This is a genomic window from Bacteroidia bacterium (assembly GCA_033391075.1).
Taxonomy (GTDB): domain Bacteria; phylum Bacteroidota; class Bacteroidia; order J057; family J057; genus JAWPMV01.
Genome location: JAWPMV010000001.1, coordinates 6,383,716 through 6,397,186, shown reverse-complemented (window position 1 = coordinate 6,397,186; position 13,471 = coordinate 6,383,716). Strand labels below are relative to the sequence as shown.

Annotated in this window: 13 protein-coding genes; 7 read left to right on the top strand and 6 right to left on the bottom strand. The window is 43.0% G+C overall.

Annotated features, from left to right (window positions below):
* Window positions 1-42: 42 nt before the first annotated feature.
* The 3 genes from R8P61_25605 to rsfS all read right to left on the bottom strand — a co-directional run bounded on the left by R8P61_25605 (window position 43) and on the right by rsfS (window position 3,109).
* Complete coding sequence (locus R8P61_25605) at window positions 43-1,572, bottom strand: serine hydrolase (protein MDW3650476.1); 1,530 nt, start codon at window positions 1,570-1,572, stop codon at window positions 43-45.
* A gap of 26 nt (window positions 1,573-1,598) precedes the next feature.
* Window positions 1,599-2,669, bottom strand: a complete 1,071-nt coding sequence (locus R8P61_25600) for a dipeptide epimerase (GenBank protein ID MDW3650475.1) — start codon at window positions 2,667-2,669, stop codon at window positions 1,599-1,601.
* Between the two features lie 71 nt (window positions 2,670-2,740).
* A complete protein-coding gene (rsfS, locus tag R8P61_25595; protein MDW3650474.1) occupies window positions 2,741-3,109 on the bottom strand; it encodes a ribosome silencing factor in 369 nt (122 codons plus the stop codon).
* 164 nt (window positions 3,110-3,273) lie between these two features.
* On the opposite strand from rsfS, the gene R8P61_25590 reads away from it, so the two are divergent.
* From R8P61_25590 to R8P61_25570, 5 genes are all read left to right on the top strand, one after another.
* Window positions 3,274-4,032, top strand: coding sequence for a biotin--[acetyl-CoA-carboxylase] ligase (locus R8P61_25590; GenBank protein ID MDW3650473.1), 759 nt, complete (start codon window positions 3,274-3,276; stop codon window positions 4,030-4,032).
* Between the two features lie 22 nt (window positions 4,033-4,054).
* The gene (locus R8P61_25585; protein ID MDW3650472.1) at window positions 4,055-4,822 is read left to right on the top strand and encodes a type III pantothenate kinase; all 768 of its coding nucleotides are present in this window, start codon (window positions 4,055-4,057) and stop codon (window positions 4,820-4,822) included.
* Window positions 4,819-6,120, top strand: a complete 1,302-nt coding sequence (locus R8P61_25580) for a hypothetical protein (protein ID MDW3650471.1) — start codon at window positions 4,819-4,821, stop codon at window positions 6,118-6,120. The genes R8P61_25585 and R8P61_25580 overlap by 4 nt, the downstream gene beginning before the upstream one ends.
* Window positions 6,121-6,149: 29 nt before the next feature.
* Window positions 6,150-7,400 carry a hypothetical protein gene (locus tag R8P61_25575; GenBank protein ID MDW3650470.1) on the top strand — a complete coding sequence of 417 codons (1,251 nt, stop codon included), beginning with the start codon at window positions 6,150-6,152 and terminating at the stop codon, window positions 7,398-7,400.
* Window positions 7,401-7,589: 189 nt separating this feature from the next.
* The gene (locus R8P61_25570) at window positions 7,590-8,459 is read left to right on the top strand and encodes a class I SAM-dependent methyltransferase (protein ID MDW3650469.1); all 870 of its coding nucleotides are present in this window, start codon (window positions 7,590-7,592) and stop codon (window positions 8,457-8,459) included.
* Window position 8,460: 1 nt separating this feature from the next.
* Here R8P61_25570 and pyrH read toward each other — a convergent pair whose 3' ends face one another.
* The 3 genes from pyrH to R8P61_25555 all read right to left on the bottom strand — a co-directional run bounded on the left by pyrH (window position 8,461) and on the right by R8P61_25555 (window position 10,900).
* Window positions 8,461-9,171, bottom strand: coding sequence for a UMP kinase (gene pyrH, locus R8P61_25565; GenBank protein MDW3650468.1), 711 nt, complete (start codon window positions 9,169-9,171; stop codon window positions 8,461-8,463).
* A 203-nt stretch (window positions 9,172-9,374) separates the two neighbouring features.
* The gene (tsf, locus tag R8P61_25560; protein ID MDW3650467.1) at window positions 9,375-10,214 is read right to left on the bottom strand and encodes a translation elongation factor Ts; all 840 of its coding nucleotides are present in this window, start codon (window positions 10,212-10,214) and stop codon (window positions 9,375-9,377) included.
* Window positions 10,215-10,366: 152 nt separating this feature from the next.
* A complete protein-coding gene (locus R8P61_25555; protein ID MDW3650466.1) occupies window positions 10,367-10,900 on the bottom strand; it encodes a hypothetical protein in 534 nt (177 codons plus the stop codon).
* A 161-nt stretch (window positions 10,901-11,061) separates the two neighbouring features.
* On the opposite strand from R8P61_25555, the gene R8P61_25550 reads away from it, so the two are divergent.
* Both R8P61_25550 and R8P61_25545 read left to right on the top strand, forming a co-directional pair.
* On the top strand, window positions 11,062-11,751 hold the full coding sequence (locus tag R8P61_25550; protein MDW3650465.1) for a glycosyltransferase family 2 protein: 690 nt from the start codon (window positions 11,062-11,064) through the stop codon (window positions 11,749-11,751).
* A 107-nt stretch (window positions 11,752-11,858) separates the two neighbouring features.
* The gene (locus tag R8P61_25545; protein ID MDW3650464.1) at window positions 11,859-13,355 is read left to right on the top strand and encodes a glycosyltransferase; all 1,497 of its coding nucleotides are present in this window, start codon (window positions 11,859-11,861) and stop codon (window positions 13,353-13,355) included.
* Window positions 13,356-13,471 lie beyond the last annotated feature (116 nt).

The window sequence follows — 13,471 nt, the reverse complement described above, 5'->3', positions numbered from 1 at the left end:
AATCGAGATAAAAAAGGGAGCAGGCATTAGCTCTTCCCTTTTTTATTCCTGTACTTTTTTGAGGCTGATTTCGCTAAAATCAACATCCAGAAGATTCTCCTGATCAATCTTCAATTCGCTTACCTCTCCATCCGAACCCAAAACAAAGGTGATGAAACCATCAGGAACTCTGGGATCTGACCAATTCATATTGAAGGTATCATAATGCCAATGTTCCAGCTTTCCACTAAATAATGGAGTATGAGAAAACCTTAGCTGCAATTCCTTATTTTCCAGACTGACATAAACGTCTCCATACATTTTATCGCGATAAGTTCCTGTATATTTCTCTGCTTCCAGGGACATCTGTGTATTCTTGATCTGCGAATCCTTTCTCTTTTGTTTCAATTCTTCCTCTCTGACTAGATTTCGATCGTAATACATCTTAATGATGTTGCTGAATTTCACCATCTCATCATTTCCGAGTTTTTTACCAATTAAATTGGTGGTAATTACGAAAGAAGCAGGAGAACTGGTATTTGATAAGACTATTACTCCGTAGTTGAGGTCTGAGATCATAACAAGATTGGCACTCATCCCATCTATGCCTCCGCTATGTTCGACAATTTTATGCCCATTTTTAGGAGTGAGCCACCAACCAAAGCCATAAGAACTAAATTCATTCTGAAGAGGCGGGCCTGAGATCTGATAGATTACCTGAGGTTTGAGAATCTCACTCATTTCCCGAGCATGTATAAGGGTATCCTGTCCTACGATTCCCTTATTCAACATAAACCTCATATAACGAGCCATATCATTAGCGCTGGAATAAATGAAACCACCTGCGGCAAGATTATCTCCTTTCTCCTGAACGATGAGGATCTTTTTTCCTTCATAGTCGATATGAGGTCGAGCGATGTTTTGACTTCCTTCTCTATCTGCTGCCAGGCTTACTGTATGCTTCATGTTCAGCGGATCAAAAATCCGACTTTTGATAAATGCATCATAGGTCATTCCACTCACAGCTGCGACGACCTCTCCCGCGACCAAATACATGATATTCTGATAGGCGGTTTTTTCCCGGAATCCTGAAACGGGTTTCAGGTATTTCATGCGTTTGATAATCTCTTTTCGACTAAAATCAGAATGATACCAAAGGCTTCCCCCACTTACATCCTTTAGCCCACTTCTATGTGTCAAAAGATCTCGGATGGTGAAATTATCACTTACATAAGGATCATAGAGTTCAAAGTAGGGAAGGTATTTCTTAACCTTATCATCCCAATCCATTTTCCCATCACTAACCAACATGCCTACAGCCAGTGCTGTAAATGACTTAGAAATGGATCCTATACCAAAAAGAGTTTCTGAATTGGCTGCTTGACCTTTCTCAATATTGTTTAATCCAAAACCTTGAGAAAAGAGCAAGGAATCTTTATCAACAATGGCAATGGCTAAAGCAGGTACAGAATAATCAGACAATTGCTGCTCAGCATATGCCTTCAGGGAATCGGCAGAAAAGTTCTGCGCTCTGCTTTGTTGCAAACAGATAAAGCTTGCCAAAAAAGCAATGAAAAATTTAAGCGTGTTCATTTTCTCTGGGTAAAGGCAGTGAAATACTAATCCAATAGCGTACATCCCAATCCTGGAGCATCTGTTGGTCTCATGACTCCCTCTTCCAGGCTGAAGCCTCCACGCACAAAGTCCCGACTCAAATCGAGACTTCCATCGAGGTCGATGTATTTGGTATGCTCACAAGAAAAAGCTACATGTAAAGCTCCTGCGATACTAACGATACTTTCATCATTACAGCCCCACATCAAATCTCTTCCACTCAATCGAGCAACTTCTGCAATGCGTAGCGCCTGATGAATCCCTCCACACTTCATCAACTTGATATTGAAGATCCCACAGGCTCCCGGAGGAGTAACTAATTTCCAGGCATCCTTTGCATCCACAAGACTTTCATCTGCGGCAATGGTCTTTTTGATTTCTTCTGGTAAGGATTGCATTAGCGCCAGGTCATCAGCCGGCGTAGCTTGTTCAACCAGTTCCAGGTCCATGTCCTGCGTCTTGGCGTGAAAGACTTTCAAATCTTCCAGGGTATAGCCCTGATTGGCATCCACACGTATGCCCATTTTATTGCCAAAGGTCTCCCTCAATTTCCTCAAACGCTCAAGGTCTTCTTCTAATGAATGTCCGAGTTTTACTTTGAGAATTTTAAATCCCCTATCATAATATTCCTGGGCTTCTTCGACGGTATCTTCCACATTTTTAATTCCTATGGTAATGGAAGTTGCCAGTCCGTCAATATGCTGTCCCAGCATTTTTACAACAGGGATATCCAGATACTTCCCCATGAGGTCGTAGAAAGCCAAATCCAGGGCAACTTTCGCTCCCGGATTTTTGGGATAGATTTCATGGAGTTCGTGAAGCATCATTTGCAGATCCCGAATATCTCTGCCAATAAAGCGCTCCGTATTTTCGGGCGAAAGGGCCGCTATACAGGCATCCATATCTTCCCCTACAACATAGGGACTGGGGTTTGCTGATCCCAAACCAATGTGCTTGGTATCTGTATGCACCTTCACCAGACAGACATCAATGGCGCTGGTCGTTTTATAAGCAATGGTGTATGGACGGAGTAAATCCAGTCCATCTCTGATAACTTCTATGCGGGTGATTTTCATTGGATAGGGCTATGAGAATTGTGGAAAGTTTCGCACAATTTATTCCCTAAAATCAGGATATACAATAAGGCTTATCCTATGTCTTCGAAAGTATCGATTTTGGCATCCCCCCAAAGAGACTCCAGTCGGTAAAAATTTCGGGTTTCTTCCTGGAAAATATGTACAACTACATTGACATAATCCAGCAAAACCCACTCTCCGCTCTCGGTTCCTTCCTTGCTAATAGGCCTCTCCCCTTCTTTGCGCAGAAAATCTACAACTGAGTCTGCCAAAGACTGGACATGCTTGTCTGAAGTACCGGTACAAATGATAAAGAAATCAGTAACTGCGCCATCGCTTTCCCTGAGATCCATGCGGATGATAGATTTACCTTTGATTTCCTGTAGCCCCTGAACGGCTAGATCGGATAGCGCCTGCGCATCGAGAAGAATTTTTGTCATTCAGTAATTTTTTCTGATTCTTAAGCTATACTTTTTACTATATATCAATTTACAGGTTTACTTTCAAAAAAAAACCTGGAATTTGATTTATTTGCTGAATGAGAGGTGGGAATGCTCAGTTTTACCTGATTTTTCCTATACGGAATCCTTAGAGAAAAAGATACATGTCTGATACTTTATTTAGCGGAAAGCATGCCATACGTTTGGAGGAAATTCCTTCAACCAATACCTATGCGCAGGAGTTGTTGAAGGAAAATACACCGGAAGGGACGCTGGTTTTAGCCTATAAACAAAGTGCAGGAAGGGGGCAGAAAGGCAATGTCTGGCTTACAGAAGCTGGCTTGAATCTGACCTTTAGTATCATTTATTATCCTAAGTTCCTCCTTGCGAAACAGGTCTTTTTATTGTCTAAGATTACCAGCATCGCTTTGCGAGATACCTTGACGGAGCTATTGCCTATGCAGGAAGTTGACATAAAATGGCCCAACGATATGCTACTCAATAAAAAGAAGGTAGCTGGAATACTCATCGAAAATCAATTAGAAGGGAGTCGAGTGGGAAGCAGTGTGATAGGAGTTGGCTTAAATGTAAATCAGCCTGCTTTTCCTGAGGAGATTCAACACAAAGCTACTTCGATGTATCAGGCGCAGGAAAGGAAGTTTGACACCGAAAAGGTCCTGCAAATGTTTCTGTCTCAATTGGAGCGTCGTTATCTGGAACTAAAAAATATCGGTAGTTCAACCATAGACCAGCTGTATGTTCGTTATCTCATTGGCTACCAGGAAGAGATGAGCTTCCATAAAGAAGGAGAGGAATTTCGAGGGATGATTGTTGGGGTAGATGAAAGAGGGCGACTTGCCATAGCTGAAGGGCAAAAGCTCAATTACTATGACTTCAAGGAAATCTCCTTTCTTTATCAATAACCAGATCACAAAAGATCAGATTATGACATTCTATCTAAGCATCGACATTGGTAACACCCGTACCAAGCTGGGACTGTTTGATGACGCGGGAGAAATGCAGGGAGAAGTATCTGCTTTCCTTACAAAAGAAGGACAAAAACCCTGGAGAACTTTCCTGGACAAAATCCCTAAAGATGCAGATTTGCATGTCGGTTGGATCAGTACGGGTGATGCACCTGCTTACATCCAGGCTTCTCCGGTCTGGCGGAGATTTGAAAAGAAAATTCATTTTTATCCCATCACTTCTCAAAGTGAATTGCCTATCGGAAATGATTACAGTACCCCAAAAACCCTGGGGACTGATCGTATCATTTCAGTCATAGCTGCATGCAACCAAAGTCCTGGGCAGCCCGTCTTGGTGGTGGATGCAGGCACAGCTATAACCTATGATTTTGCAGATGCATCCGCGAGATACAAAGGAGGAGCAATATCACCTGGCATACGAATGAGACTACAAGCTTTGCATACCTTTACGGCTAAATTACCCCTCGAAACCCCTGAAATAGATACGCCCTGGCTCGGAGATAGTACCCGAACCAGCATCTTATCTGGTGTTATTCATGGAGCGAGAGCAGAAATAGAGGGAAAAATAAATGGATACAAGCAACGCTATGGGGATGAAACACAGATATATATAACAGGTGGTGATGCGATCTTCTTTGAAAATCACTTGAAAAACATCAACTTTGCAGACTCAAATTTAATACTTAAGGGCATCTATCAAGTCCTTCGCTTCAAATCAGCTCTATGAGACGAATTCTCTTATTACTTATTAGTATACAAAGTCTGGGTATTTTTGGCCTATATGGACAGGAATTGACCTTGAGCCCTTATTCAAGATTCGCTTTGGGAGATATCCTGAGTGGTGCGACAACCAGAAACGCGGGAATGGGAGGAATTGGAATAGCTTCAGATAACTATTTTTCTGTTAATTCTATAAATCCAGCCAGTTATGGGGACATGTATTTTACAACCCTCGACTTCGGTGGATTTTGGCAAGCGAGTCAATTGGAAACTCCTGAAACCAAAGGATTGCAGAAGACAGCAGGCTTTCAAAATGTAGCTTTTGCCTTTCCTTCAAATGATAATTTTGTATTGACGGCTGGCTTTTCGCCCTATTCTGCCGTTGGATATGATGTTATTACCCAGAATTCTATTCAGATAGAAGATTCTGTATTCGTAGAACAAACCGAGTATTCTTCTTCCGGAGGTCTGAATAAAGTATTTTTCGGAGGTGCGGTTAGATTGCTTGGTAATCGTCTGCGACTGGGTGCCAACTTTCAATACTCTTTTGGGAATACCCGCTACGAATGGGTAAAGCAGGTCTTCGAAGCAGATACCAGTATTCGGGTTCCTGCCTTCCGGACCATTCAAATTATAGAAGATGCCTTTTTGAGTGGATGGCTTACCCAAATAGGAGCGATCTACGTGGATACGATCAATGCTTCTAACTATACCATGATTCGTTTGGGAGCTGTAGTGGACTATAACCTGAACTTGGGCGGAGATCGATTTACTGCCTTTACCAATGGAGTGGTTCAGGATTCGATCAATAATTTGGAAGAAGGAAGTGCAGAGATTCCCACAAAGGTAGGCTTTGGGGTGATGCTGACTCAGCTTAGCAAATGGTCTCTCGGTGTGGAAGGCTCTTTCCAAAACTGGGAGAATTTCAAATACTTCTCTGATGAAACCCAATTAGGAAGGGAAGTGCGTTTTGCCCTTGGAGCTGAGTATACGCCCAACTTCCAATCCCTCAAATATTTTAAAAGGGTTAATTATCGTGCAGGGGCTTACTGGCGTCAGACTTACATCAATGTAGGAGGCGAGCCTGTTCAGGATTATGGATTTACGGTAGGTCTGGGTATTCCTGCTGGCCTAAAAGGAAACCGGCCAAGTCAGGGACGTTCTGTTTCCAAATTCAACATCAGCGCTGAATTGGGTCGTAGAGGAAGCCTCGATGGCAATCAGCAATTGTCAGAACTTTATGCACGGATCCGTTTTGGGGTGAACCTCAATGACCGATGGTTTGTACGCCGGGTTGTTGACTAATCGGGAAACACCTTATGGTTCGGATATGCATGATTGCCGTACTTCTCATAAGCAATAGCTTATGGGCACAAAGCGGTACAGGTAGCTTGTATATTGAATTTCAACAGGCACGTGTCCGAAAAGATTATAAAGAAGCCCTCGAACTATGTCAGGACATCCTGATCGCAGATTCCGATCAGTTGGATAAATTGATCGATCAGCCTGACTTCTTTGAACTTAAGGCCAGTCAATCTTCTCTTCTCCCCCTTAGTCCCAAGGCAATCAAGGGCTTGCTGAAAATGCAGGGCTATTTGTATAAAGCGCAGGAGAATTCTTTGTTCTGGTTAAAGGAAAGAGGACTTACTGCCCTATACTATCAACATGAGCTCAAAGATTCTTTGCGATCTGTATTGCGTGCAGTCCTTCAATCCCAACCGGAAGAAAGTAGTTATCTGATCCTGGATGCTTTCGGAGAAAGTTTGCTAAGAGATATACGACAGAACAAAATTGAAGCAGGCCTGGCTAGCCGCGAGTTTATGTTTTGGGATAATTTGTATCGGAACCTGGATATGATTCATCCAACACATATCGAGTCAGCCGAAGATTTACATTTACTCATGGTAAATGCCCTGGAACAAAAACTCCCTTCCTGTCAGGAGCTGGAAGATGAATATCGTATCCGTCTTGGCAGAAGTCTCCTTCGTCCCGATGAGTATATGTACCTCTATACAGCCATGCGTATTAAAGGCTGTGAAGAAAACAGTTTCAGAGATACAGTCCTGCAGCGGATCACTCCTTTGGTATCCTCTCCTTACTTTCTTCGATTGGCGGCAGACAAGCATTTACAAAAAGAAGAATACGGAAAAGCACAAAAAGCACTTGAAGAAGCACTCAAGCTTCCTCAGAGCAATCGTATCAAGGCCAAAAACCTCCTCCTTATGGCCGATATATATGCTCAGAGGAAATCCTTCCGTACAGCCCGACTTATTGCCTTACAGGCAGACCAGGCCTATCCGGAATGGGGAGAACCCTGGCTTTTTCAAGCGGAGCTCTTCCTCAAATCCGCGCCTTTCTGCAATTTCTCACAACTGGAACGCAAAGCCCTCAATTGGCTGGCCATTGATTATTGTGAGAAAGCCATGAACTTGAATGATCAACTCTCTATGGCTGCCCGTTCGCGGATTGCCTTATACCAAAAATCTGCTCCTGAAATCGAAGAACTTCGCTTTCACGGATTTCAGGTGGGAGATAGTTTCCCTATTCCTTGTTGGATAGGAGAGACGACCAGGATACGGTATTGAATAGCACTTCGTGTCATCTCGAAGTTTGGCTGTGTATGGCATTGAGGGCTGAGAGATCGTGAATTTTAAATCCAAGCTGAATACAAGGTCCCTCGGCGGGACTCGGGATGACAGGCTATTTGTAGGCTTATCCCAGGCATCATTCCCCTAAATATTGAAGCACCAAAAAAATATCCTAATTTTGCGCGCATGAAACTGTATGCACCTCGGGATTGGAAGTCCTACGAATTTATCGATAGTGGGAATGGCGAAAAGCTGGAACGATTTGGGAAGTACACCCTACGAAGACCTGAGCCTCAGGCCGTTTGGAGTAAACAACTTCCGGAAAAAGACTGGAAGAAGTTGACGGATGCTCGCTTTGTACAGGAAGGAAGTCATTCGGGGAAATGGGAGAAAGCTCCGGGCATGAAGGAGCAATGGTACATCAATTATCAGTATAAGGGAATGAAGCTTCGGTTTCGTCTGGGCCTGACTGCTTTTAAGCATGTCGGCATATTTCCTGAGCAGGCAGTAAACTGGAACTACATCTACGAGAATAGCAAACGCATACCCAATGCCCGGGTGTTAAATCTCTTTGCCTATACAGGGGGAGCTTCTCTGGCAGCGAGAGCTGGAGGAGCCAATGTCATTCATTGTGATTCTATCCGCAATGTCCTCAATTGGGCTAATGAGAATATGCAGGCCAGTGGACTCAGTGATATTCGCTGGTTGTTGGAAGATGCCTTTACGTTTGTGAAAAGGGAAGCCAAACGAGGAAAGCAGTATGAGGGCATTATCCTTGATCCTCCAGCATGGGGACATGGTCCGAAGGGTGAGAAATGGAAATTGGAAGAAATGGTCAATGAGCTTACCTCAGCCGTTGCTCAAATCCTCCATCCGGATAAAAGCTTTCTGGTCTTCAATAGTTATTCTCTTGGCTTTTCTTCTTTAGTCCTTAAAAACCTGGTAGAAAGTCATTTCCCAAAGAAGCGAGCTCAAAAGGCAGAGTTTGGGGAACTCTTCCTACCCGAAAGATCGGGAAGGAAAATGCCCATGGGTGTTTTTACACGTTTTTCTTGAATTAGCTTACCAGGGTACCGACCGTTTCACCCCGAACGATGCCTTTGAGGGCATGGGGATCATTGATGTTAAATACAATGATAGGAAGTTTGTTTTCTTCGCAAAGCGTGAAAGCTGTCATATCCATAACCTTTAGCCTATCACGTAGCACATCTGCAAAGGAAATCTTATCGAATTTGGTTGCATCGGCATTCTTCTCTGGATCGGCATTGTAAACCCCGTCTACTCTCGTTCCTTTCAGCACTACATCCGCATCAATTTCGATGGCTCTCAAACTGGCCGCTGTATCTGTGGTAAAGAAGGGATTCCCGGTTCCTGCTCCAAAGATCACGATTCTTCCTTTCTCCAAATGCCTTACGGCTCTTCTTCTGATATAGGGTTCACAAACTTTTTCTATATCAATGGCGGATTGCAAACGACATTTGGCTCCTTCTCTTTCCAGGGCATCCTGTAAGGCCATGCCATTGATAACGGTGGCAAGCATTCCCATATAATCTGCATGTGCACGGCCCATTCCTGTACCCGCTCCCTGTATACCTCTGAAGATATTTCCTCCACCAACTACGATGGCTACTTCAACGCCAAGAGCAGTTATTTCCATGATTTGTTTTGCATAGAATTGCAGGGTCTTGTCGTCGATGCCAAATTCTTTATCTCCGATCAAGGCTTCGCCACTAAGTTTGAGCAGGATTCTTTTGTATTTGGTCGGCATATTTTCTGGGATAATTATGAGATATAAGGTTTAGAATATGTTTTGCGCCAAGTGTAGGCTGGTTTTTCGCTGGACTTACATTCAAAAAGTATGCAAGGATTTATTTTTGAACACTTATGTGAATAAATTCCCTGAGACTTCTTTGCTAGGTAAAAAAAAAGAGAGTTATAATAAACTCTCTTTTAAATTAATTCTTTTGTCGATCAGGAAGCTCCCAGTACAAGAAGTTTGAAATCTTTTACTGAGATATCTCCTCCGAGTTCGTCTTTTATGTATTGACCTACAGACTTGGAAGTATCTTTCACAAAGTCCTGGTTCAACAAGGTTTGCTCTTTAAAGAATTTGTTGAGTTTACCCATAGCGATTTTTTCAACAATGTTATCTGGTTTACCGGACTGACGAGCTTGCTCTTTGCCGATCTCCATTTCTTTGTCGATAATCTCCTGGTTTACTCCATCTTTATCTACTGCAACAGGCTTCATCGCTGCAATTTGCATGGCGATATCTTTCCCTACAGCTGCTACATCTCCGGAAGTACTTCCATCAAATGCAACTACAACTCCCACTCTGGATCCAGGGTGGATGTAGGATACAACCTGATCACCGCTGATGTGCGCATATTTGCTAACATCTATTTTCTCTCCAATCTTACCCATGGCATTGGTAAGTTCATCACCAATAGGAGTACCATTGAGAGGAAGGGCTTTCAAAGCCGCCAGATCAGCAGGCTTTTCGCTAGCTGCTACTCCTGCGATTCCATTACCCAGGGCAACGAAGTCATCATTACGAGCAACAAAATCCGTTTCGCAATTTAGCTCTATCAATACTGCTTCAGTTCCGTCTCCATTCGCGTTTACGAAAATTGCACCTTCTTTTGCGTCACGGTCTGCACGCTTGGCAGATACTTTTTGTCCTTTCTTACGGAGGATGTCCACTGCTTTGTCAAAATCTCCGTCTGCCTCAGTCAAAGCTTTTTTACAGTCCATCATGCCTGCGCCGGTAGCCTTGCGCAACCGATTTACTTCTTGTGCAGTAATTGCCATCTTTTTCTATATATTTTTTAAGTAAATGAGCTTCTAAAAACCCGCGCAAAGTTAGAACTTTTCGAGGGAATTAGCAATGGCTGTATAAATAAGATTATTAAAGGCCCTCACTTTGGATTATTATGCCGGATTTTAGCTCGTTCAGGGCTTACTTATTTTTTTCCCTCTCCCCTAAACTGATCATCCTCATGTGCAAAGAGAACATTGAAGGTTGTAAGGCTTCCATATACGCGAGTAATGTATTGCTGTATATTTACCTTCTCTTCATCGCTCAGGTTTTTGCTCTTATTGATGTTCTGCTCAAGGACCCTCAGCCGATCTCTTACCATAACGATCTTGTGGAAAAAGGTTTCGATGGGAATCTCTTTCCCTTTCAAATCAGCATTGCCGGGATTCAGGATCAACGTTCCGCCTTTCCATTTACTTCCCAGGGCTATGTTTTCGCTTAGTCCCGTCCATCTTTGCAGTACTTTGGAGATTACTTGTTCCAGATCCCCTAAACTGATTCTTTGTTCTGGAAGAGGTGCAAGCTCGATGATTTCCAGGCCCTCAAAATCTTTCCCTATGGATTTCTCTCCAAAATTGGGGAAGGCAATGTTGTAAAAGGATTTGCTGTTGTCAAGGATGATTCCATTCCCATATTGGGGATGTTTTACGCGCGTTCCAATGGATAGTGAATTTGTCATATTAACTATTTGATTATATCAAGGAAGAAAATACCTAAAAAGAGCTAAACAAATCATATTCCAACCCCCGAGAAACCCCAATGTCAGTTATATGACAGGTAATTGAGGAGATTTTCTTTACTTGCAAGCCGAAATTAAAGCTATATCAAAACAGGCAATAAATGAATATCCAGGTCATAATTCCCGCCTTCAATGAGGCAGATTCCATCCACAAGGTTGTGGGGGATATTCCGACTGAGCTGGTAAAAGAAGTGATTGTCGTTAGCAATGGTTCTACAGATGAAACGGAAGAGCGAGCCAAGACTGCAGGAGCTACTGTGTTACGAGAAGAACAAAAAGGCTATGGTTTTGCTTGTTTAAAGGGGATGTCTTACATCGCCGCTAAAGCGAAATCCGAACAGCCGGATATTGTCGTATTTCTGGATGGGGACTATTCAGACTATCCAGAAGAGATGAAGGACCTGATAAAACCCATCATCGAAGAAGACTATGACCTGGTGATAGGTTCGAGGGCTTTAGGAGAAAGAGAAAGAGGTTCTATGCAGCCTCAGCAAATTTTTGGTAACTGGTTGGCCACTACCTTAATCAAATTACTATATAAGGTAAAATTTAGTGACCTCGGCCCATTTCGGGCCATCAAATACGAGAAGTTGCTGGCAATTGATATGAAAGACACTACCTATGGATGGACAGTAGAGATGCAGGTGAAAGCAGCTAAACTGAAAATGAAGTGTACAGAGGTAGCGGTCAATTATCGACAACGGATCGGGGTTTCGAAGATCACTGGGACGATCAAAGGAACCATACTAGCTGGGTACAAAATTCTTTGGACAATTTTCAAACTATTGTAATGCGCATTTTTGTAACTTGCAGCCCGAATTTAAGTTCTAAGGCATTTTGTAATTCGCTCCCAGATACTAAATACTTTGAAAGAGATACGCATTAAACAGGAATTACTGTGCTTATAAAAATATTTGAATATTCCGTTCTAGCCATCTATGGTACTGCCCTTAGCCTGATATTCCTGTACAGTTTGGGTCAGCTCCATTTGGTTATCACTTTTTTAAGGAACCGGAAAAAAATAAAAGCCGAGCCCCCATTGGAAGGAGATAAAGATCTTCCTTTCGTTACCATACAGCTTCCCATTTTCAATGAACTCTATGTTGCCGAGCGTTTGCTGGACAGCATGGCCGCAATGGATTATCCCAAAGACAGCTTTGAAGTGCAGGTTCTGGATGATTCCAATGATGAAACCGTGGAGGTGATTGCGAAGAAAGTTGAGGCATTGAAGGCTGAAGGATTCCAGATCGAACATGTTCGTAGACCGGATCGTAAAGGCTTCAAGGCGGGAGCCCTTGGCTATGGCCTGGATTTCGCCAAAGGAAACTTCATCGCCATTTTTGATGCGGATTTCCTCCCCTACCCCAATTACCTGCGTTCTGCACTGGCCAATTTTACCGATGACAGAATCGGAGTGGTTCAGGCGCGTTGGGAGCATATCAATAGAAATTATTCCATTTTTACAGAAGCACAGGCCTTCCATCTGGATGCGCATTTCACTATCGAGCAGTTTAGTAGAGACCGTGGAGGCTTCTATATGAACTTTAATGGTACTGCCGGGGTATGGAGAAAAGAATGCATCATCGATGCAGGAGGATGGGAATCAGATACGCTGACCGAGGATCTGGATCTTAGCTACAGGGCTCAGATCAGAAACTGGCAGTTTAGATATGTAGATGAAATTGGAGCCCCCGCCGAATTGCCGGCAGAAATGGGAGCCATCAAGTCTCAGCAATATCGCTGGATGAAAGGAGGCGCAGAGGTAGCACGCAAAATGCTGATCAATGTATGGAAATCTAAGGCTTCTTTGGGAAGGAAGATTCACGGTACAGTTCACCTTCTGAGTTCATCTGTTTTTATCCTGGTGCTTTTGTTGGGAGCGAGCAGTGTACCGCTACTTTATATCAAACATGATATTTTGGGCGGGAATGTCGATTTTCTACTCATTCCAGTTACGGCTTTATTCCTCAGCTTTATCATACTCGGTTTTCTCTACATTGTCACCTTTGCCTGGCGGGAGAAGAGTATCATTGGTGGGATTAAACGCTTTCTTCTAAACTTTATTCCCTTCCTGTCTCTCTCTATGGGACTTTCATTGCACAATTCTATTGCAGTGATTCAGGGTTGGATGGGCAAAAGAACGCCTTTTATCCGTACTCCGAAATTCAATGTGAAGGAGAAAAAAGACAAATTCAAAAACGTAAAGTACAAGAGCAAAAAGGTAAACCCTTCGGTTTATGCCGAGCTTTTTATGACCTTATACTTCTGCCTGGGCATCTATATGTCTTTCCAATTTGACGATTTTGGGGTAATGCCCTTTTACCTCATGCAGGTATTTGGCTATGGACTGGTAGGCTTATTTAGTTTTCGCCATGCCCTGATGCGCTCAAGTTAGGCCTCTATTTATCCTGAAATATTATTATTGCTTTCGGAAGAAAATCCTCATTTGTTCCGATTTTTGAAAAGTAATTTGAATGTAATATTCGAAAATGAAAGTCAGTTTTTGCTGTC

Bases quoted from the DNA above. Each gene is read 5' to 3' on its own strand.
- R8P61_25605 (MDW3650476.1), bottom strand. From the start codon at position 1,572: ATGAACACGCTTAAATTTTTCATTGCTTTTTTGGCAAGCTTTATCTGT.
- pyrH (MDW3650468.1), bottom strand. From the start codon at position 9,171: ATGCCGACCAAATACAAAAGAATCCTGCTCAAACTTAGTGGCGAAGCC.
- R8P61_25580 (MDW3650471.1), top strand. From the start codon at position 4,819: ATGAGACGAATTCTCTTATTACTTATTAGTATACAAAGTCTGGGTATT.
- R8P61_25600 (MDW3650475.1), bottom strand. From the start codon at position 2,669: ATGAAAATCACCCGCATAGAAGTTATCAGAGATGGACTGGATTTACTC.
- R8P61_25585 (MDW3650472.1), top strand. From the start codon at position 4,055: ATGACATTCTATCTAAGCATCGACATTGGTAACACCCGTACCAAGCTG.
- R8P61_25590 (MDW3650473.1), top strand. From the start codon at position 3,274: ATGTCTGATACTTTATTTAGCGGAAAGCATGCCATACGTTTGGAGGAA.
- R8P61_25575 (MDW3650470.1), top strand. From the start codon at position 6,150: ATGATTGCCGTACTTCTCATAAGCAATAGCTTATGGGCACAAAGCGGT.
- R8P61_25555 (MDW3650466.1), bottom strand. From the start codon at position 10,900: ATGACAAATTCACTATCCATTGGAACGCGCGTAAAACATCCCCAATAT.
- R8P61_25570 (MDW3650469.1), top strand. From the start codon at position 7,590: ATGAAACTGTATGCACCTCGGGATTGGAAGTCCTACGAATTTATCGAT.
- R8P61_25550 (MDW3650465.1), top strand. From the start codon at position 11,062: ATGAATATCCAGGTCATAATTCCCGCCTTCAATGAGGCAGATTCCATC.
- rsfS (MDW3650474.1), bottom strand. From the start codon at position 3,109: ATGACAAAAATTCTTCTCGATGCGCAGGCGCTATCCGATCTAGCCGTT.
- tsf (MDW3650467.1), bottom strand. From the start codon at position 10,214: ATGGCAATTACTGCACAAGAAGTAAATCGGTTGCGCAAGGCTACCGGC.